Origin of the sequence: Cupriavidus gilardii, assembly GCF_013314895.1 — a bacterium.
GTDB lineage: Bacteria > Pseudomonadota > Gammaproteobacteria > Burkholderiales > Burkholderiaceae > Cupriavidus > Cupriavidus gilardii_C.
The window spans coordinates 264,616-284,099 of the sequence record NZ_JABTYE010000004.1; the positions used below are offsets into that span (position 1 = coordinate 264,616).

At 67.5% G+C, this 19,484-nt stretch carries 17 protein-coding genes; 8 read left to right on the forward strand and 9 right to left on the reverse strand.

The window, feature by feature from the left end; genetic code table 11:
• Together HTY53_RS05955 and HTY53_RS05960 are read right to left on the reverse strand one after the other, a co-directional pair.
• On the reverse strand, positions 1-978 hold the full coding sequence (locus HTY53_RS05955; protein WP_174105527.1) for an SOS response-associated peptidase family protein: 978 nt from the start codon (positions 976-978) through the stop codon (positions 1-3).
• Between the two features lie 103 nt (positions 979-1,081).
• Positions 1,082-2,014 (reverse strand): LysR family transcriptional regulator, encoded by a 933-nt coding sequence (locus HTY53_RS05960; RefSeq protein ID WP_174105589.1) that lies wholly within the window; start codon positions 2,012-2,014, stop codon positions 1,082-1,084.
• A 103-nt stretch (positions 2,015-2,117) separates the two neighbouring features.
• Between HTY53_RS05960 and HTY53_RS05965 the strand changes: the two genes are divergently transcribed.
• Both HTY53_RS05965 and HTY53_RS05970 read left to right on the forward strand, forming a co-directional pair.
• Positions 2,118-3,332 carry a CaiB/BaiF CoA transferase family protein gene (locus tag HTY53_RS05965; RefSeq protein ID WP_174105528.1) on the forward strand — a complete coding sequence of 405 codons (1,215 nt, stop codon included), beginning with the start codon at positions 2,118-2,120 and terminating at the stop codon, positions 3,330-3,332.
• Between the two features lie 34 nt (positions 3,333-3,366).
• Positions 3,367-4,365, forward strand: a complete 999-nt coding sequence (locus HTY53_RS05970; protein ID WP_174105529.1) for a tripartite tricarboxylate transporter substrate binding protein — start codon at positions 3,367-3,369, stop codon at positions 4,363-4,365.
• 56 nt (positions 4,366-4,421) lie between these two features.
• Here the strand turns inward: HTY53_RS05970 and HTY53_RS05975 are convergent, their stop codons facing one another.
• Positions 4,422-5,852 carry a heavy metal sensor histidine kinase gene (locus HTY53_RS05975; RefSeq protein ID WP_174105530.1) on the reverse strand — a complete coding sequence of 477 codons (1,431 nt, stop codon included), beginning with the start codon at positions 5,850-5,852 and terminating at the stop codon, positions 4,422-4,424.
• 4 nt (positions 5,853-5,856) lie between these two features.
• Complete coding sequence (locus HTY53_RS05980) at positions 5,857-6,531, reverse strand: heavy metal response regulator transcription factor (RefSeq protein ID WP_174105590.1); 675 nt, start codon at positions 6,529-6,531, stop codon at positions 5,857-5,859.
• A gap of 291 nt (positions 6,532-6,822) precedes the next feature.
• On the opposite strand from HTY53_RS05980, the gene HTY53_RS05985 reads away from it, so the two are divergent.
• Positions 6,823-7,095, forward strand: a complete 273-nt coding sequence (locus tag HTY53_RS05985; protein WP_254599829.1) for a hypothetical protein — start codon at positions 6,823-6,825, stop codon at positions 7,093-7,095.
• A gap of 58 nt (positions 7,096-7,153) precedes the next feature.
• Here the strand turns inward: HTY53_RS05985 and HTY53_RS05990 are convergent, their stop codons facing one another.
• Positions 7,154-8,410, reverse strand: a complete 1,257-nt coding sequence (locus HTY53_RS05990) for a phosphatidylserine decarboxylase family protein (protein ID WP_174105531.1) — start codon at positions 8,408-8,410, stop codon at positions 7,154-7,156.
• Positions 8,411-8,896: 486 nt separating this feature from the next.
• On the opposite strand from HTY53_RS05990, the gene HTY53_RS05995 reads away from it, so the two are divergent.
• On the forward strand, positions 8,897-9,625 hold the full coding sequence (locus HTY53_RS05995) for a MipA/OmpV family protein (RefSeq protein ID WP_254599830.1): 729 nt from the start codon (positions 8,897-8,899) through the stop codon (positions 9,623-9,625).
• Positions 9,626-9,637: 12 nt separating this feature from the next.
• On the opposite strand, the gene HTY53_RS06000 is transcribed toward HTY53_RS05995, so the two are convergent.
• The 3 genes from HTY53_RS06000 to HTY53_RS06010 all read right to left on the reverse strand — a co-directional run bounded on the left by HTY53_RS06000 (position 9,638) and on the right by HTY53_RS06010 (position 12,741).
• The gene (locus HTY53_RS06000; RefSeq protein ID WP_174105533.1) at positions 9,638-11,020 is read right to left on the reverse strand and encodes a sensor histidine kinase; all 1,383 of its coding nucleotides are present in this window, start codon (positions 11,018-11,020) and stop codon (positions 9,638-9,640) included.
• Positions 11,017-11,682 (reverse strand): response regulator transcription factor, encoded by a 666-nt coding sequence (locus HTY53_RS06005; RefSeq protein WP_174105534.1) that lies wholly within the window; start codon positions 11,680-11,682, stop codon positions 11,017-11,019. Before HTY53_RS06005 ends, HTY53_RS06000 begins: the two co-directional genes overlap by 4 nt.
• 150 nt (positions 11,683-11,832) lie before the next feature.
• Complete coding sequence (locus HTY53_RS06010) at positions 11,833-12,741, reverse strand: LysR family transcriptional regulator (protein WP_174105535.1); 909 nt, start codon at positions 12,739-12,741, stop codon at positions 11,833-11,835.
• A gap of 158 nt (positions 12,742-12,899) precedes the next feature.
• Between HTY53_RS06010 and HTY53_RS06015 the strand changes: the two genes are divergently transcribed.
• Together HTY53_RS06015 and HTY53_RS06020 are read left to right on the forward strand one after the other, a co-directional pair.
• The gene (locus HTY53_RS06015; RefSeq protein WP_174105536.1) at positions 12,900-14,081 is read left to right on the forward strand and encodes a M20 aminoacylase family protein; all 1,182 of its coding nucleotides are present in this window, start codon (positions 12,900-12,902) and stop codon (positions 14,079-14,081) included.
• A 22-nt stretch (positions 14,082-14,103) separates the two neighbouring features.
• On the forward strand, positions 14,104-15,111 hold the full coding sequence (locus tag HTY53_RS06020; RefSeq protein WP_174105537.1) for a Bug family tripartite tricarboxylate transporter substrate binding protein: 1,008 nt from the start codon (positions 14,104-14,106) through the stop codon (positions 15,109-15,111).
• 59 nt (positions 15,112-15,170) lie between these two features.
• On the opposite strand, the gene HTY53_RS06025 is transcribed toward HTY53_RS06020, so the two are convergent.
• Positions 15,171-16,340 (reverse strand): phosphotransferase family protein, encoded by a 1,170-nt coding sequence (locus HTY53_RS06025; protein ID WP_368040918.1) that lies wholly within the window; start codon positions 16,338-16,340, stop codon positions 15,171-15,173.
• A gap of 161 nt (positions 16,341-16,501) precedes the next feature.
• Here HTY53_RS06025 and HTY53_RS06030 point away from each other — a divergent pair, with 161 nt between their 5' ends.
• The gene (locus HTY53_RS06030) at positions 16,502-18,157 is read left to right on the forward strand and encodes a long-chain-fatty-acid--CoA ligase (protein WP_254599831.1); all 1,656 of its coding nucleotides are present in this window, start codon (positions 16,502-16,504) and stop codon (positions 18,155-18,157) included.
• A 92-nt stretch (positions 18,158-18,249) separates the two neighbouring features.
• A complete protein-coding gene (locus HTY53_RS06035) occupies positions 18,250-19,455 on the forward strand; it encodes an acetyl-CoA C-acetyltransferase (protein ID WP_174105538.1) in 1,206 nt (401 codons plus the stop codon).
• Positions 19,456-19,484 lie beyond the last annotated feature (29 nt).

Genomic DNA, 19,484 nt, shown 5'->3' on the forward strand with positions numbered 1-19,484 from the left:
CTAAGCCGCCAGCCGATACTCGAAGAATGGCCGCTCGCGGTCGTCGAGGATGGCGTGCATCGCGGCCAGATTGCCGCGATCGGGGTTGAGCCAGGCGTCGACGTTCTGCGGCTTGATCGGAATGACGCAGCGATCGTGGCCGGCCGCGGCCACTTCAGCAGGCGGCTCGTCGGTGATCGCGGCAAACGAATACAGATCCGGCTCGCCGGCCTCGCCCGGGTGGACCGACCACAGGCAGGCGATCAGCAGGTCCTGCGGCGGATCGGGGCGGAACGCGAGGACGACGCCCTCTTCCTTCTCGCCCGGGCCGAGTTCGCGGTGTTCCATCCGATGCCGGGCCACATGTTCATGGAAGGCGCGGATCGCCAGGATGCCGTGGCGATAGCCGAACAGCTCGCGCCAGGCAGTCTCCAGATTGTCGCGGCGCGCGTTGTAGGTGCCAGGCTTCTTTCTCTCCATGGCAACGTCCCAGCCGGGCAGCCGGCAGCGATAACGCATCGGCACGATCATGCGTTGGCCGTCGATCGTGACCATTACCGGCGCGTAGTAACCCGGGAAAATCATCGCGTCTTCAGCGGTCGGCGCGGCGCGTTGCAGGTCGGCAAGGTTCTGCTGCAGCCGGGCGATCCTGTCGGTGGCGATGCGCTGCTCGTTCTCCGCCTTGCGGGTGGGCCGGCTGGCCAGCGCACGTTCGGCTTCGGCCAGGCGCGTCTTCTGCCGGAACAGCTCGGCCTCGAGGGCGTTGGCATGGTCGCGGTCGCCCGCGGCGACCAGCTCGGCCAGTTCGCGCTCCTCGTCGCTGGCGTCGTCGCTGCGGTCTTGCGCGAACGCGGTGCGCACCGCCTTGGGGATCTTCTGCCATTCCTGGTCCTTGCGCTTGTGCCAGAACAGCTTGAAGAACTGGTGCAGGCTCAGCACCGCGCCGTACTGGCGCGTGAATTTCCTGAAGTCGGCCTTGATTTGCGCGGCGTAGCACATCGGACCCTCCCTGCGGCGCCCACGGTTGCGCCATCGTGACAGCCTTCGCCTGGCGCGGACATCGGTATTGAGCCGGGGTGGCCTGCCTGCTGGCGCCCCGAACTCAGACCGCCTCGCGCGCCTCGGCCGCCTTGGCTGCCTCGGCTGCCTCGGCTGCCTTCTGCCGCAGGAACGCAATCAGAGTGGACACCGCGCGCGTCTGATAGCGCGACGGCATATACAGCAGATACATCGTGGTGCGCAGGAAGGTCAGATCCTGCGCCGGCAGCGGCAGGCGCTGCAGGATCCCGGCCGCGAGCTCCCGCGCCACCATGTATTCGGGCACCAGACCGACGCCGAGCCCCTGCAGGATGGCGTCGCGCAGAAAGAAGAAGTTCGCCGACATCAGCCGGGGACGCAGAGAACGCAGCCCGCCGCCGGACCCTGCCCGCCCCGCCACGTCCAGCCGCTGGCCGGTGAGCTCCGAGGTAATCAGCGGCAGGCCCTTCAATTCCTCCAGCGTTTGCGGCACGCCAAATTCCCGCGCGGCCTGCGGCGTCGCGCAGGCGACGTAGTCCACATCCCCGAGGCTGCACGCCACCGCATTGGTCGGCGTCTCGCCCATGACCCGCACCGAGAAGTCCACCGCGCCCTTGATCAGGTCCTCGATGTCGTTGTCGAACACGACATTGAGCGTGATGGCCGGATACAGGCGCATGAACTCGAAGAACCACGCGGACATCGTGTGCTGGCCGAAGCCGCCCGGCACGCTCAGGCGAACCGTGCCGCTGAGCCGCTTGCCCAGGCTCTGTACTGACTCCTGCGCCGCCATCAGCTGCTGACGGATGGCGCGGCCGTGTTCGTACAGCTGCCAGCCCAGCTCGGTCGGCTCGAGCTGACGCGTACTGCGCCGCAGCAGCTCCGCGCCGAGCTGGCGTTCGAAGTGGTTCAGGCGCTTGCTGACGTTGGCGCGGCTCATGCCCAGCTGCCGGGCCGCCCGGCTCAGATTGCCGGCTTCGATGATGTCCACCAGCAGGGACAGCGCATGCAGGTCCAATGTCAACTCCAGGTAGCCATATCTGTCGGTTCAAGGTTGCAATTGTCAAGCATTCGCAACATATAGACAATCGCCGCTGTTTCATTGACTCGAATTCCCCGCCATGCCCCTGCAACACTCCGCCCTTCCGCTGCCGCTGGCCGGCGTGCGCGTCCTCGATCTGTCGCGCGTGCTGGCCGGGCCGATGTGCGCGATGGCGCTGGCCGACCTCGGCGCCGACGTCATCAAGGTCGAGCACCCTGCGCGCGGCGACGACACCCGCGACTGGGGCCTGCGGATCGGCACGCGCAATACCTCGTACTTCAACAGCGCCAACCGCAACAAGCGCTCGGTCACGCTGGACCTGCAGAGCGAAGATGGACTGAAGCTGGCGCGCGAACTGGCCGCGCGCAGCGATGTGGTGATCCAGAACTTCAAGGTCGGCGGCGCGGAAAAGCTGGGCCTGGGCTACGAGCAGCTGGCGGAACTCAATCCACGCCTGGTCTACTGCTCGATCTCCGGCTACGCGCGCTTCACGCCCCAGGCCGAACGCCCGGGCTACGACCTGGTCGTGCAGGGCGAGGCCGGCGTGATGGCGACCAATGGCGAGGCTGGCCAGGGCCCGCTGAAATTCGGCGTGGCCGCGGTCGACATGTTCACCGGCATGTATTCCGCGCAGGCCATCCTGGCTGCGCTGTATGCGCGGCAATCGACCGGACGCGGGCGCCATGTGCAGATGGCCCTGTACGACTGCGGCCTGATGATTACCTCGTACTACGGCATGGAGGCCCTGCTGCAGGGCGAAGACCCGGCGAAGTTCGGCAATGCGCATCCCTCCATCGTGCCCTACGGCGTCTTCGATGCCGCCGATGGTCCGCTGGTCATCACGGTCGGCAACAACGGGCAATTCCAGCGTTTCTGCCGCGACGTGATTGGCCGCCCCGAGTGGGCCGAGGACGAGCGCTTCGCCACCAATACCGCGCGTTCGCAGCATCGCGACATCCTGCTGCCGCAGTTGCGCGCAGCGCTGCGTCAGTTCACGCGCGCCGACCTGCTGCAGCGCCTTGCCGCCGCGCAGATTCCCTGCGGCGAAGTGCTGGGCATGTTCGAGGCCCTGCAGTCGCAGCGCACCGCGCAGGCCGGACTGCTGCATCGCTACGAGGACAGCGAGGCCGGCACGCAGGCGGTGCTGGCACCGCCGTATGCGATCGACGGCCAGCGCATGCCCGTGCGCATGCCGCCGCCGCATATGGGCGAGCACACGCAGGAAGTCTTCAAGGAACTGCTGCAGCTGGACGATGCACAGCTCGCGGACCTGCGGGCCCGCGGCGTCATCTGAACGAAGACATTTTCAATCGACGGAGACAAGACCCATGAACAAGCCGACCTTCAGCCGCCGCCAGATGCTCCAGGCGGGCGCTGCCGCCTCGCTCGCAGCGATGATGCCCGCCGCGCTCGCCAAGAACGGCTGGCCCGACAAGATCATCAAGATGGTGGTGGCCTTCCCCGCCGGCGGCCCGACCGATACCGCCGCGCGCATCGTGGCGCAGAAGCTCTCCGAGCGCCTCGGGCAACAGGTCATCATCGAGAACAAGCCCGGCGCCTCCGGCTCGATCGGCACCGCCGGCTTTATCAAGAGCGCACCGGACGGGTACAACCTGTCGATGTTCGGCATGCCGGCCCTGCTGGCACCGCTGATGTACAACAACAACGCGTATGACGTGAAGAAGGACTTCCAGTCCGTCGCCACCGTCTACGTGCTGCCGATGGCCATCGTCATCAATCCGAGCGTGGTGCCGGGCGTAGAAACGCTGGCGGACCTGATCCGCTTCGCCAAGGCCAGCAAGACGCCGCTGAACTACACCAGCTCCGGCACCGGCAGCTTCGGCCATCTGGCGATGGAGCAGCTCAAGGACCTCGGCGGCTTCGACATGCTGCACGTGCCCTACCGCGGCAGTGCGCCGGCAGTCGCCGATCTGCTCGGCGGCCAGGTCGGCACGATGTTCGCCGATGTCGTGGCCGCATTGCCGCATATCCGCGCCGGCAAGCTCAAGGCGATCGCGCTGAGCTCGCCCAATGCCAAGATCCTGCTGCCGGGCGTGAAGACGATCTCCGAGCAAGGCTTCCGCGGCTTCGACTTCGACTCGTGGGGCGGGCTGATCGCGCCCCTGAATACGCCGCTGCCGATCGTCGAGCGGATCGCCAGCGAAACGCGCGACATCCTCTCGAATGACAAGGAGCTGCAGCAGAAGCTGGTGACGGCCGGCGCGATCGCATCGTTTCAGGACGGCAAGCAGATGCAGGCGCGGCTCAACAAGGACTACGACCGCTGGAGCGCCATCGTCAAGGCGAAGGGCATCAGCGCGACGTAATCCCATAAACCACCACGTAAACCACCTCCTCGACCCGCACGCCGCTGCCCGCTTCGTCACGGTGCGGGCAGCGGAAACGCCAGCTCCAGCACCGTCAGGCCCGACCGGCTCGAGACGGTGGCCCGGCCGTCGTGGAGCCGCATGATGGAATCCACGATGGCCAGCCCCAGGCCCGTCGAGTGGGCCGAGTTGCTGCGGGCCGGATCGCCGCGGTAGAAGCGTCCGAAGATATGCGCCAGCCGCTCGGGCGGAATGCCGGCGCCCCCATTGGCAACGCGGATGCAGGTCGCCTCGCGCTGCGCACTGACGCTGACCGACACCTCGCTGCCAGGCGGCGCATGGCGCAATGCGTTGTCGAGCAGGTTGGTGAGCGCGCGGCGCAGCAGGGTCTGATCGGCGCGCACCGTCGCCTGCCCCTGCAGCGACAGCGAGATCGCGCGCTCGGCCGCCACCGCCTCGAAATACTCGGCCACCGCTTCCACCTCGGCACGCGCGTCCAGCGTGCGTGGCGCAAGCGCGACCTGCGCGTGATCGGCCCGCGCAAGAAACAGCATGTTCTCGATCATGCGGGACAGTCGGTCGTATTCCTCGAGGTTGGACTCCAGCAGCGCCTCGTACTCCGCGACAGTACGCGCCTGCGCCAACGTGACCTCTGTCTGCCCGATCAGGTTGCTCAGCGGCGTGCGGAAGTCGTGTGCGAGGTCGGCAGAGAACTCCGACAGCCGCGAAAAGCTGTCCTGCAACCGCGCCATCATGCCGTTGAAGGCGTCCGCCAGTTCGCGCAGTTCGGCGGGCGCGGCCCCGGCATCCAGCCGCGTGGCCAGCCGGCTCGTCGTCACCGCCGATGCCTCCTCGGCCATCCGCCGCAGTCCGCGCAGTCCTCGGCGCGCCAACAGATAGCCGAGCGCGGCGGCCGCAACCGTTGCGCACAGCGTCGCCCAGAAGACATGGAAGCGGTAGTCGCGCATCAGCACGGCCCGGTAGCCGGCGTCGCGCAGCACGACGATCTCCACGGACTGGTCGCTGTCGCCCAGCCGGCCCAGCGCCGCGATGGCACGCGACGGCACGCCATTGCGCGGATACCAGGTCTGCAGCATCGACGGCTCGGGGTGCACGTCCGCCGGCAAGGCCCGCAGCGGCGGCACCGTCTCGTGACGCGGGTTCAGTGTCACCAGCGGCTCGCCCTGGCGGCTGCGGACCAGCAGGATCAGGCCCTCGTGCCCGAGCGCGATATCGGCAAAGCGGTGCATCCCTTCGCGCACGGCCGCTTCCGAGTCCACCTCGGACAACAGGTGGCGGACCAATACGACCTCCCCGACCAGTTCGGCCTCGTCGCGCTCCTGCAGCTGCGTCGACAGCGCACTGGCGAGATAGGTCCCCATCGCCGCCATGATGGCCGCGGCCACCGCGCCGAAGGCCAGCGCCATGCGCGCCGTGAGCGACTGCGGAAGCAGGCGCGCGGCCAGCGTCTTCGATCGGAACCGCATGGCGCTACCGCTCGTGATCGTCCAGCACATACCCCATGCCGCGGCGCGTATGGATCAGCCGGGCCGGGAACGGTTCGTCGACCTTGGCGCGCAGGCGCCGTATCGATACGTCCACGACGTTGGTGTTGCTGTCGAAGTTCATGTCCCAGACCTGCGAGGCGATCAGCGAGCGCGACAGCACCTCGCCGCGGCGGCGCGCCAGCAGATGCAGAAGCGCAAACTCCTTCGAGGTCAGCTCGATCTTCTGCCCGGCACGGGTGACACGGCGGCGCACCACGTCGATGCGCAGGTCCGCCACCTCGATCCACTCGTGCTCGCGTACCGGTCCGCGGCGCAGGATCGTGCGGATGCGCGCGACCAGCTCGGCAAAGGCGAAGGGCTTGATGATGTAGTCGTCGGCGCCGAGCTCCAGCCCTTTGAGGCGATCGGCGAGGTCGTCGCGGGCGGTCAGGAACAGCACCGGCGTGTCCTGCTCGCGCCGCAACTCGCGCAGGATCTGCCATCCATCCATGCCGGGCAGCATCACGTCCAGCACGATCAGATCGTAGGGCTGCGCACGGGCGTGCGACAGCCCATCGACACCATCGCGGGCCAGGTCCACGACGAAGCCAGACTCGGTCAGGCCCTTGTGCAGGTAGGCGCCCGCCTTGGGTTCATCCTCGACAATCAGTACGCGCATCGACATTGAACATATCGCCGGACCACCGGCAAGACGGAAACGGTACCGCAATCGCGGCGCCGGTGGCCGAACATGACAAATTTGTCATGTTGTCGTCAGCTTCCATGCGACGGCGGCGGGCGCTGCCCGAACCGGCGCCTGCCGGCCGTGACGGCACGGGCCGGCCGCATGACAGCATTGTCATGGGGTCGTCATGCTGCTGTGGCGGGGCTCTCCCTAGACTGGTTTCACCGGTCGTTACCGGCCACCCAATCCATTCGGAGAACCCTGACGATGAAAACGATGACAACGATGAAGATCCTGAAGGACGTGAAGACCCTGAAGGACGTGAAGACCATGAAGACCGTGAAACAGGCGCTGCTCGCCACTACGGTCGCACTGGCAGCACTGCCTGCCATCGCAAGCGTCGGCGACGCCGGCACGATCGGGGGGCGCCATGTCCATGCGGACGGGGCACATCAGCGCGTCGACCCGTTCACCGAGCACCTACGTGGAGGCACGCGAGACGTGTTCACCGACGGCGCACGCACGGGCCAGCGCGACGTTCGCACCGACGGCGCCTGAGGCGCCCCTGGGCTGGCGAGCGCCCGGGAGACCGGCTCGGATCTGGCTCGGGACACCGCTACCGTGCCGTCGCAAGATGCGCGTTGACCTTGACGATCGGCGGGTCGTCGATCCGCGTCGGATCCCAGACGATCTCGCCGACCTTGCCCGGCTCGAACAGCATGCAGATCGTCGAGCCGCCGTATTGGAAGTAGCCGAGTTCCTCGCCCTTGGAGACGTGCTGGCCTGGCACCACGTCCACCATGCAGGACGACACCTCCCCCATGCCGACGAACACGCAGGCGATCTGTCCGATGGCGGGATCGTCGGCCTCGATGACGATCACCGCGCGGGTCGCCATCGCGGTGGTGTAGCCCTGCGAATCGTTGAGCCCCTCGGGGTCCGGGCCCTGCGCCTCGGCGCAGGAATAGTAGGTGCCGGCCAGGTTGTAGGCCTTGACGACGGTGCCGCGCACCGGCGCATGCCAGCGGTGATAGCTGTAGGCGTTCAGGAAGGCCTGATACACCGTGCCGCCGACGAAGCGGCGCGCCAGCGCTTCCGCGTGCGCGCCCACCATGTCGCGCAGCGAGTACGGCTGCGACTTGATCCAGAAATCGTCGACCAGCTTGACGTCGCGGCGTAACTCGTACGGCTTGGCCTCGCACGGGCTGACGATGATCTTGTCGTCGTCGGCGCCCTCCACGGGCCGCTCGCCCTCCCGGAAACGGCGCGTGAAGAAGTCGTTCCAGGACAGAAAGCCCCAGTACGGCAGGTCGGGATGGGTAATGAACTGCGACAGTCCGATTTTCGCGTCCGCCTCCGGACTGAACCAGCCGTCCGGGGATTGGGTGTTCAGATGCGCGCGGGAATGCGGACCGCCGAGGAACGCCGACCAGGACGTCAGCACGCGCCGCATCTGCTTGTTGAACACCGGATGGCGAAACACCGCATAGCCGGACGGCATGCACATCGGCCAATCGAAGACGGCATTGATCGGACACACCACCAGGCTGCTGTCGCTGAATGGCGGCGCGTACGACATCAGGTAGTCGACGACCTGCATCAACTCATCGATATTGCGATAACCCAGCGCGTAACCGGCGTCGATCGCCTCTTCGATCGCGCGCGTCATGCCCATTCGCAGCGCGGCGTCGTCGCGCAGCAGCGTATGCAGGGCACTTACTGCTTCGGATCGGAGACCGCCGCTGGCGCGCTCCCTCGCCTGCCGGCACAACTGCAGCCGGAACGCCGCCACGGCCGATTCGTCGGCGGGCAGCCAGTTGCCCAGCCGCTTGCGCTGGTTGAGCGGGGCAGAAGGCGCATTCTGTGAAGGCATGGTGTTGCTGGGCAGGATGGTGATGATGCCGATCAGTATGCGCAGCGGGGCCTGCGCATGTCATCGGTGCGCGTCTGACAAAACGCCTGTGCTACCTGTGCTGCCTTCAGTGCCCGCCCGCGCTAATAACTCCTTAAACCGATATCGGCACCATTGGCACCGCAGGACGCCGGCCCTCGGCGCCCTCGTGACAGCAAGGTTGCTCGTGCCGATTCCCATGCTTCCTCCCCGGTCCGCGATGTCCGCGCCTGCAGCGCCCGCAGGGCCCGCAGCGTCCAATGGCAGCCCGTCGTCCGCCATGGACGGTCCCTGCCTTTGCCTGCGTTGCCGCACGCTTGCGCTGGCGCGCGCCAATCCGGCGCGGCCCCTCGCCGAGCCTGCCGATCTCCCGATCCACTCCCGCCTGACGAATCAACAATGAACGGAACCCTACCCCTTCGCCGCGCCACCGCTCTCCGCCATCCGGCCGCCGCAGCAGCCATCAGCTTGCTCGCAAGCCTATGGATCCCACCGGCAAACGCACAAAGCGCGGATGCCACCTTCCAGCCCGGCGAATCGCAATGGGGGCTCGGTGTCGGCGCCGCTGCCCGGCGCAAGCCCTATCGCGACGTCGGCACGGATTACCGGGTCATTCCGGTGCTGTCGTACGAGAATCGATGGCTGCATGTGTACGGCCTCGGCGCCGACCTGAAGCTGCCGTCAGTCGGGCCGGTATCGTTCCGGCTGCGCACACGCTACGGTTTGAGCGACGGCTATGAAGCCTCCGACTCCGGCGCGCTCGAAGGCATGGCCGACCGCAACGCCAGGCTGTGGTTCGGCGGCGCCGCGATCTGGCACAACGACATTGCCAATGTCTCGGCCGAATGGCTCGGTTCCGCCGATGGGCACAAGGCCACCCTGCAGATCAGCCGCGGCTTCCAATACGGCAATTTCCGTTTGACGCCGCACGTATCGGCGCAATGGCTCAGCACCGAGAACGTGGACTACTACTACGGCGTCAGAGCATCGGAGGCGCGGATCGGCAGGCCGCAATATCAAGGCGATTCGACGGTCAACTTCAGTGCGGGCCTGCGGGTCGATTACCGTCTGGCGCGGCATCACGGGCTGTTTCTGGACGTCAGCGCGACGCGCCTTGGCTCGGCGATCAAGGACAGCCCGATTGTCGACCGCTCCAATATGACGACCGTGCAGGTGGGCTACCTGTACCGGTTCTGAACGTTTGCCTCATCACGACATCGGCTCGGCCTGCGCGAACGCGACCCGTACACGGAAGCCGCGACCGTCCAGACCGGAGCCGGTCTCGATGGTCGCGCCATGCGATTGCGCAATGGTCGCCACCAGCGACAGGCCGATGCCGCTGCCGCGCACACGGTTGCCGCTGGCGCGGTGAAATCGCCGGAAGATCGCCTGCCGTTCGTCTTCCGGAACGCCCGGGCCATCGTCCGCGACCTCCAGATAGACGGGACCGCCAGCGCCTTGGCTCGCGGTGCCGCAGCCGATGTGGATGCGGCCGCCCGGCGGCGTGTAGCGCAACGCATTGTCGACGAGGTTGCGCAGCAGGATGCCGATCTCGTCGATATTGCAGGCGATGCGTCCACCGCCGGTTTGCACGGACAGTTGGCGGGATTGCAGTTCCGCCTGAACCTCGAATTCGCTGACCACATGCAGCACCAGATCTTCCAGGTCCGCCGGCTCGTGCGGCGCCTGGCCGCAGGCATTCAGACGGGCAAGGTCGAGCAGCTGTTCGGAGAGCCGCGTGGTCCGTTTGGCGGTGGCCAGCACCTTTTCCAGCGCCGTGTCCTTGTCCTTGCCGCTCGCGGCACGAAGCGCGATTTCGACCTGCGCCTGCAACGCCGACAGCGGCGTGCGCAGTTCGTGCGCCGCGTCGCCGATGAAACGGCGTTCGCTCTCGACGGCGTGGTCGAGCTGCGCCAGCACGCGGTTGAACGACTGCACCAGCGGTTGCAGTTCGGTCGGCAGGGACGTCGACGGCAGCGGCGTCAGGTCAAACGTGGTGCGATCGCGCATCAGCCGCTCCAGCGCCGCGACGGGCTTCAGCGATCGGCGCATCGTATGCCACAACAGCACGCCGACCAGCGCGAGCAGCACGCTGTTGGCCAGCAGCGCCTGCATCGTCGCATCGCGCACTTCGGCATTGATGACCTCATGCGGGATCCCGACCTGCGCCTGCATGGTGCCGGTGCTGTCGGAGACAGCGTACACGCGCCAGCGTTCGCCGTCGATGACACGCGTGGCGAAGCCGTCGATAAAGTCGGGCTTCAGCGCGGCAGCCGGCGTATTGGCCTGCGCGCGCGGACGCGGGCTCTGTACGGTCAGCAGCTTCTGCTGGGACCATATCTGGATCACGAGGTCGAATTCGGGCGAGCCGTCATCGTCGCGCACCTCCCGACCGGGTCCGACCAGATTGAACGCCTTCTTGTTCGCCGGCAGTGCGCGCACGATGCGGGCGGCGAACGCCTGCAGCTTGTCGTCCCAGATGCTGGACCGGCTGTGCTGCAGATAGACCATCAGCGCGGCCAGCGACACCACCCAGCACAGCACGATGACGCCGACCATCACTGCCAGCAGCCGGCCCTGCAGCGACTTCATGCGCCGGCCTCGCCGATCAGGTAGCCATGTCCGTGGACCGTCGTGATCAGGCCCTCGCCGAGCTTGCGGCGCAACTGATGGATGAACACGGCGATCGTATTGCTTTCGATGGCGCCGGCGTTGCCGTACACCACGCGCTCCAGGTGCTCGCGGGTCACGACCCGGCCGGGCCGTTCCAGCAAGGCCAGCAGTGTCCGGTATTCCTGCGCGCTCAGCGGAACGCGCGCGCCCGCCCGCGTGACCAGCCGGCGGCTGCGGTCGAGCTCGATGTCGCCCCAGCTGAATACCGGCACCACCCTGCCCTGGCTGCGCCGGATTACCGCACGGACGCGGGCCCACAGTTCGTCGATCTGGAACGGCTTGACCAGATAGTCGTCGGCACCGGCATCGAGCCCTTCGATCCGCTCGCTCAGTTGCCCACGCGCCGTCAGCATCAGCACGGGCGTGATGTCGTAGCCGGCGCGCATGGACCGAAGAACGGTCAAGCCGGATTCGCCCGGCAGCCCGATATCCAGCAGGACCGCCGAATACGCATGGTCCACCAGCGCCGCGCGGGCCGCGGCGGCGCCATCGGCGTGATCGATGTGCCAGCCGTTCTGCCGCGCCCCATCGCAGATGGCTTCGGCCAGCATGGGGTCGTCTTCAACCAGAAGCAAAGTCATGGCGCCTGTCATTGGGAGAAAGCCGGAGTCGGGAAGTCGGGAAGTCGGGAAGTCGCCAGGCGCGCGATGATGACAGCGCGACATTAAGCGTTGATTAAGAGCCGGTAGATCATTGCATCGGAAGCAACATTCGTCACCGCGGCGCGGGCCTCAGATCAACGGGAAGGCCTTGACCACATGCCGCAGCAAGCTGTCGGCGACCGGGGACAGCGGCCGGCCGGCGCGAGTGATCACGTGGATCCGGCTGTTGTTCAGGATCGGACTGGCGAGCGGCAGCGACACCAGTTGCTTGAACTGCGGCCCCTTCAGCGGCACCGAGCGGGGCGTCAGGATGTAGCCCAGCCCCATCGCCGCGAATTCCCACAGCACCTTGAACGAGTTGGTCACCAGCATCGGCTTGAGCGTGATGTGTTCCTCCAGCTCGGCCGCCTGAACGTGCTTGCGCACGCCGAACGATTCGGCCAGCGCGGCCCCCTGGTGCGGCGCGAGGTCGGCCAGCGTCAGCGCACGGCGGCGGCGCGCCAGCGGATGGTCCTTGCGGACGTGCGCACGGATCGGCGACACCCGCGAGTAGTGCGAACGCAGCCGGACATCGTTCGGCGGCTGGAAGGCAAAGCCGATGTGCGCCAGGTCTTCGAGAATATGGCGCACCGTTTCATCCGTACCGGCCACCTGGATGCTGTATGTCACGTCGGGATGCTTGCGCAGGAAGCCCTGCAGCACAGACTCGAGCACCAGGTCGACGAAGCCCTCGCCGAAGACCAGTTCCACATGGCCCCGCTGTGCGTTCTTCAGATTGTTGATCTCGGCCAGAAAGGTATCGCTCAGGTCTTGCTGGCGCCGCGCGAACAGCGCCAGCAGCCTCCCGGCATCGGTCGCCGCGACGCCGCGCCCTCGCCGCTCCAGCAAGGTCACGCCGAGATCCTGCTCCAGCTTGGCAACGGCCCGGCTTACCACCGAAGGATCGAGCTCCAGCACTTCGGCGGCGCCGCGCACCGTACCGGTCTCGATGATCTGCAGCAGACACAGCGCCCGCTTGCGGTCCAGCACATGCTCCATGACGTCTCTCTCCCCCTTGTTGACGCGCCGGCGTATCGATGGCGCCGCCGCGCGTTTTTTAATGTTGCTATTTATACAACGATTTACGCCCATCATTGTCATGGATGCGGGACGGCCATGGAAGCAGAATGGTACGCACCATCCGCTCCCTTACCGCCATGCAAGCCTCCGACCTGGTTGAACTGCGGCAGTCCATCGCCACCCTGTCCGCGGAATTTGTCGAGATCCGGCGGCGCATCCACGCCCACCCCGAACTCGCGTTCGAGGAACGCCAGACCAGCGAGCTGGTCGCGGAGCGGCTCGCGGCGTGGGGCTACTCGGTGCATCGGGGCGTGGGAACGACAGGCGTCGTCGGCCAGCTGACCAAGGGACGAGGACAGAAGGCACTCGGCATCCGCGCCGACATGGACGCGCTGCCCATCCAGGAAAAGACCGGCTTGCCTTATGCCAGCACCGTCGCGGGCAAGATGCACGCCTGCGGCCATGACGGCCACACCGCCATCCTGCTGTGCGCGGCCCGGTATCTGGCCGAGTCGGTGGATTTCAACGGCACGCTGAACCTGATCTTTCAGCCGGCGGAGGAGAACGAAGGGGGCGCGCTGCGCATGGTCGAGGAAGGGCTCTTCGACCGGTTCCCCTGCGACGAAATCTACGCGCTGCACAACTCGCCCGGCTTGCCGGTCGGGCAGATCGGGTTCATCGCCGGGCCGGCCATGGCCTCGTTCGACCGCGCGACGGTCACGCTGCGCGGCCGCGGCGCGCATGGCGCGATGCCGCATCACGGCATCGACCCGATGCAATGCGCGGCCAGCATCGTGCTCGGGCTGCAGTCGATCGTCAGCCGGGAGATCGACGCGCTCAAGTCGGCCGTCATCACCGTCGGCTCGATCCAGGCCGGCAGCACGTATAACGTCGTGCCGGAGACCGCGACCATCAAGATCGGCGTGCGCACGCTCGACCCGAAGGTGCGCGACCTCGTCGAGGAACGCATCCGGGGCTTTGTGGCCGCGCAGGCCGACAGCTTCCGGCTGCAACGCGAGGTGGTCTACGAGCGCAAGTACCCGGTGCTGGTCAACCACGCCGCCCAGACCGAATTCGCGCGAGAGGCCGCGACCCGCCTGCTTGGCGCGGACAACGTGGTCGAGCGGCCGCCGGTGATGGGCAGCGAGGACTTCGCCTACATGCTCGAGCACCGGCCGGGGGCCTATGTCCGGCTCGGCAACGGCCTGGGCGAGGACGGCGGCTGCATGGTCCACAACCCGCTGTACGACTTCAACGACAAGGCTCTGCCGGTCGGCGCCGCCTTCTGGGCCCATCTGGCACAAAGCTATCTGGTTTGACCAACCGCTCTCGGGGACATCGATGCCTTCTCTGAATCGCCGCCGTTTTCTGCAATATGCCGGCTCTGTCGCCGGAGCCTCGGCGCTGGGCGCGCTGCCCGCGCGCGCGGACAGCTTTCCCGTCAAGCCGCTGGCCCTGGTGGTGCCTTACCCGGCCGGCGGTGCCAGCGACACGTCCGCCCGCATCTTCGGGGAATCGATCGGCAAGACGGTCAAGCAGCAGGTCATCGTCGAAAACTACGGCGGCGGTACCGGGCTGATCGGGGCCAACAAGGTGCTGAGCGCGCCTGCCGACGGCTACACCTTTTTCCACGGCTCGATCAACGAGGTCTTTCTGGCGCCGATGCTCAATCCGGCGGCGCGCTACAAGCCGCAGGACTTCATGCTGGCGGCGCCGATCAGCGACGCCACCATCGTGCTGATGGTGCGCAGCGGCCTGTCGGCGGAGACCTTCGACCGGTTCCTCGAACAGGCCAGGCAGGGCAAGGACAAGCCGCTGACCTATGCCACGGTCGGCATCGATTCGATCTATCACCTGATGGGCGACGCGCTGGGGGCCAGGCTCGGCACGACCTTCCTGCATGTGCCATACAAGGGCGGCGCGCCGGCGCTGCAGGGGCTGGCAGGCGGCGAGGTCGACTTCGCCATCCTGCCCTACCAGTCCAGCTTTGACAGCATGCAGCAGCAAGGACGGTTGCGGATCCTGACCAGCTTCTCGAAGGCCCTGCCCCCAGCGCTCAGGCACATTCCGCTGATCTCGCAGAGCCGGCTGGTGCCCGACTTCGAATACACGATCAGCGGCGGGTATTTCGTCAAGGCCGGCACGCCGGAGAACCGGGTGGCGGTGCTGCGCAAGGCGATCGGCGAAGCGCTGGCCAAGCCGGACATCCGCGCCCGGCTCGAAGCGGAGGGCCGCACCGTCGCGCAGCCCATCGACAGCCAGGCGCAGGCCAATCAGGTCTTCGACCGCTACATGACGCGCGTCACGCAGCTGGTTCGGAGCGTCGGGCGCAAGACCAACGCGGCGTAGGACTGCGGGCTCGGCCCGGCGTGCGGCACGGGCTTGGGCCCGGACCGCGGCATTTCCCGTCAGGCCGCGCCGGCTCGCTGCGCACACCGCCAGCCCAGCTCGGCCAGGGCCGCCACCTTCGCGCCCCTCTGCGTGGCATCGCCGGGGCCATGCACCGCCGTCCCTTGCAGCATGGCGGCCAGCCGGAACAGGTTGCAGGCCAGATGGAAGTCCCAGTGGCGGAACACCGGTACCGGATCGACTTCGCGCGCCCTGCAGTAGTCCTCGATGAACGCATGCTCCTGCGGGATGCCGAGCGCGGTCAGGTCCACGCCCGCGACGCCGCGCCACAGATCCGGCGGAAGGCGCCAGCACATCGCGTAGAAGCAGAGGTCGGCGAGCGGATGGCCCAGCGCCGCCTGATCCCAGCCAATCACGGCGGCGATGCGGGACTCGGTCGGATGCAGGATCAGGTTTTCCATGCAGAAATCCCCGTGTACCAGGGCGACCTCGTCGCCTTCCGGAACGCCGGCCGGTAGCCAGCGGATCAGCGCTTCCATCGCTTCGATGCGCGCCGTCTCCGAGGCACGGTACTGGCGCGTCCAGCGGTCGATTTGACCGGCGATGTCGTTGCCTTGCCCGCCGAAATCGCCGAGCCCCGCGGCGGCGCAATCGAACCGATGCAGCGCCGCGAGCGTCCGGTGGATATCGGCATAGATCGCCTGCCGCTGCGCGACCGAAAGGCCGGGCAGCGCCGGATCGGTGAAACGGCGGCCCTGGACGTACTCCATCAGACAGAACGGCGTTCCGAGCCATGCCGGGTCGTTGCAACAGGCGATGGTGCGCGGCACCGGCACCCCGCTGTCGGCCAACGCCGCCATCACGCGGAACTCGCGGTCGATCGCCCGCACCGACGTCGCCGGCGCGCCGGGCCGCATCTTGCGCAGCACAAAGACGCCATTCGCTGTGTCGACGCGAAAGGCGGCATGGGGCCTGCCGCCCGGCAGGGCCTGCACCGCCAGCCCGCTCGTGCCGATGCCCGCCTGCCTGAGCCAGTCGTGCAGCGCGCCCAGGTCGACGGCCTGGCCGGCATCGGCTGGCGCAAGTTCAGAAGCGGCGAAGGGCTGTGGCATCGACAGGGATCCGTATCGGCAAGGCGTGCGGGGATCATTGTCGCGGCCCCTCGGCTCGCACGCGTCGTCCGATCGGACGATTTGCGCCGCGCCCGCCCTGCGCAAGGCAGGGTCCACCGCCCGCCTTCCAAATCCTCCCTTCGGACGAGGCCGGCCCGTCGCGGCTCGTCCATAATCGGCTCGACAAGCAAAGAAGCGGGACCGGCCGCACCATGCCGAAACTCCAGACGGCATCGGCGGCCCTGGCAAACCGCGCCCACAGGACGGAGACACAGTGCATGGCCGCTGCAGCTACCTCTTTCGCGCCATCGTTCGGCTACGCGATGGACATTCCGCTGGTGCTGACCCAGCTGCTCCAGGACGCAGCGCGCCACCATCGGCAGTCATCGATCGTATCGATCATCGATGGGCAGACGGTGCGCCACACCTATGCGGACTGTGAACGCCGTGCGCGCAAGGTCGCGCAGATGCTCGGCGCGCTCGGCGTGCAACCGCAGGACCGGGTCGCCACGCTGGCCTGGAACGATCATCGCCACTACGAGCTGTATTTCGGCATCGCCGGCATGGGGGCGATCTGCCATACGGTCAATCCCCGGCTGTTCGTCGAGCAGGTCGTACATATCGTCAACGACGCGCAGGATCGGGTTTTGGTGTTTTCGCCGGATTTCCTGCCGCTGGTCACCGAGATCGCGGACCGATGCCCGAGCGTCAGCGAATGGATCATGCTGGGCGAGCCGGACCCCGCGCTGCGGCTGCGCGGCATTGCCCCGAAAAGCTATGAATCGCTGCTGGCGCGCCACGACGGGGACTATGCCTGGCCCGATCTGGACGAGCGCAGCGCCGCCTTCCTGTGCTACACGTCGGGCACCACCGGCAACCCGAAGGGCGTAGTCTATTCCCACCGCGCCACCGTACTGCACGCCTACGCCTGCGCCCTGCCCGATTCGCACAATATCTCGGCCTGCGAGGTCGTGCTGCCGGCGGTGCCGATGTTCCACGCCAATGCCTGGGAGGCGCCCTTCGCCGCCACGCTGACCGGCGCGACGTTGGTGCTGCCCGGCGCCAGGCTCGACGGGGAGTCGCTGTATCGGCTGGTCGAGCAGGAAGGCGCGACCTTCGCCATCGGCGTTCCCACCGTGTGGTTCACGCTGCTGCGCCATGTGCAGGAGAACGGCCTGCGCTTCGGCACGCTGCGCCGGCTGCTGCTGGGCGGCGCAGCCACGCCGCCCGCGATGATCGAAGCCTATGCGGCGCTCGGCGTCGAGCTGTACCAGGGTTGGGGCATGACCGAGACCGCCGCGCTGATGACGTGCGCCCGCCCGCTGGCGCACCAGGCCGCGCTGACGCCGGCGCAGCGGCGCGAGACCATCTTCGGCACCGCCGGCCGTATCGTGCCTGGCGCCGACATGCGTGTCGTCGACGGCGATGGCCGCGAGCTGCCCTGGGGCGAAGGCAAGCCCGGCCATCTGCAGGTACGCGGGCACTGGGTGATCTCACGCTACTACAACGCGGGCGGGTCCGCGTTGCAGGATGGCTGGCTGCCGACCGGCGATATCGCCACGATCGACGCCGACGGCTTCTTGCGGCTGGTCGACCGCAGCAAGGACGTGATCAAGTCCGGCGGCGAATGGATTTCCTCGGTCGACCTGGAGAACATCGCCGCGGGGGTGCCCGGCGTGCGGCTGGCCGCGTGCATCGCCGCCGCGCATCCCAAATGGGGCGAGCGGCCGCTGCTGGTGGTGCAGCGCAATGCCGGCAGCGAGGTCGACGAGGCGGCAATTCTCGGCGCCTTCGACGGCAGGATCGCCAATTGGTGCCGGCCCGACGCCGTGGTGTTTACCGACGAGATGCCGATGACCGCGACGGGCAAGCTCTTCAAGCTGCGGCTGCGCGAGCTGTTCGGCGATTACCTGATCAAACGCGCCTTCCCGTAAGGGCACCGGCGTCTTCGGCTTTCGAACGACCGGAACCGTGCCGGCGCCGACGCCGGCAGGGTCTGCTGCCCGCTGCTCCAGGAAATACGACGATGAACGATGCCTATCTGTACGACGCCGTGCGCACCGCGCGTGGCAAGGGTCGCAGCAGCGGCGCGCTGCATGCGATCACGCCGGTCTCGCTTGCCGCGCAGACGCTGCAGGGCCTGCGCCAGCGCAATGGGTTCGCGCCCGAGACCATCGACGAGGTCGGCCTCGGCGTGGTGATGCCGCTCGGCGAGCAAGGTGCCGACCTCGCCCGCACGGCGCTGCTGATGGCCGGCTACGGCGACACCGTGCCCGGCTATCAACTGAACCGCTTCTGCGTGTCGGGGCTCGATACCGTCAATCAGGCCGCCGCCGCGATCATGGCCGGACAGATCGACGCGGCGATCGGAGGCGGGGTCGAGTCGATGTCGCGCGTGCCGATCGGCTCCGACGGCGGGGCGATCTACACCGACCCGGCGGTCACGCGGCGTTTCGCCTATATGCCCAACGGCGTCGCGGCCGATCTGATCGCCTCGCTGGAGGGATTTACCCGCGCCGATGTCGACGCCTATGCGATGGAAAGCCAGCGCCGCGCCGCGCACGCGCGCGCGGCGGGCTACTTCTCGCGTTCGCTGTTGCCGGTACGGGATGTCGCCGGCAACGTGGTGCTGGCCGAGGACGAGGCCATCCGCGCAGGCACGACGATGGCCGATCTGGCCGGGCTGGCGCCGGCGTTTGCCGCGCCGGGCAAGCTGGGCTTCGATGCGATCGCACTGCAGCGCTATCCGACGCTCGAAGCGATCGAGCACGTCCACACCAGCGGCAATTCCAGCGCCATCGTCGATGGGGCTGCCGCCGTGCTGATCGGCAGCCGCGCCTTTGGCGAACGCAGCGGATTGAAGCCGCGTGCCCGGCTGCGGCACTTTGCCTCGAGCGGCAGCGATCCCGACCTGAACCTCGGCGGCCCGGTGCCCGCCACGCGCAAGTTGCTGGCGCGCAGCGGACTGTCGATCGCCGACATCGATCTGTTCGAGGTCAACGAGGCGTTCTCGGTGGTGCCGATGGTCTACCAGCGGACCTTCGGCATCGACCCGGACCGCATCAACGTCAACGGGGGCGCGATTGCGATGGGCCATCCGCTCGGCGCAACCGGCGCGATGCTGCTGGGCACCCTGCTCGACGACCTCGAGCGCCGCGGGCTGGGCATGGGCCTGGTCACGCTGTGTGCCGGCACCGGGCAGGCCACGGCCACCCTCATCGAGCGCGTGTAGCGAACGTACCGCGCAGGTACAGGCACGTA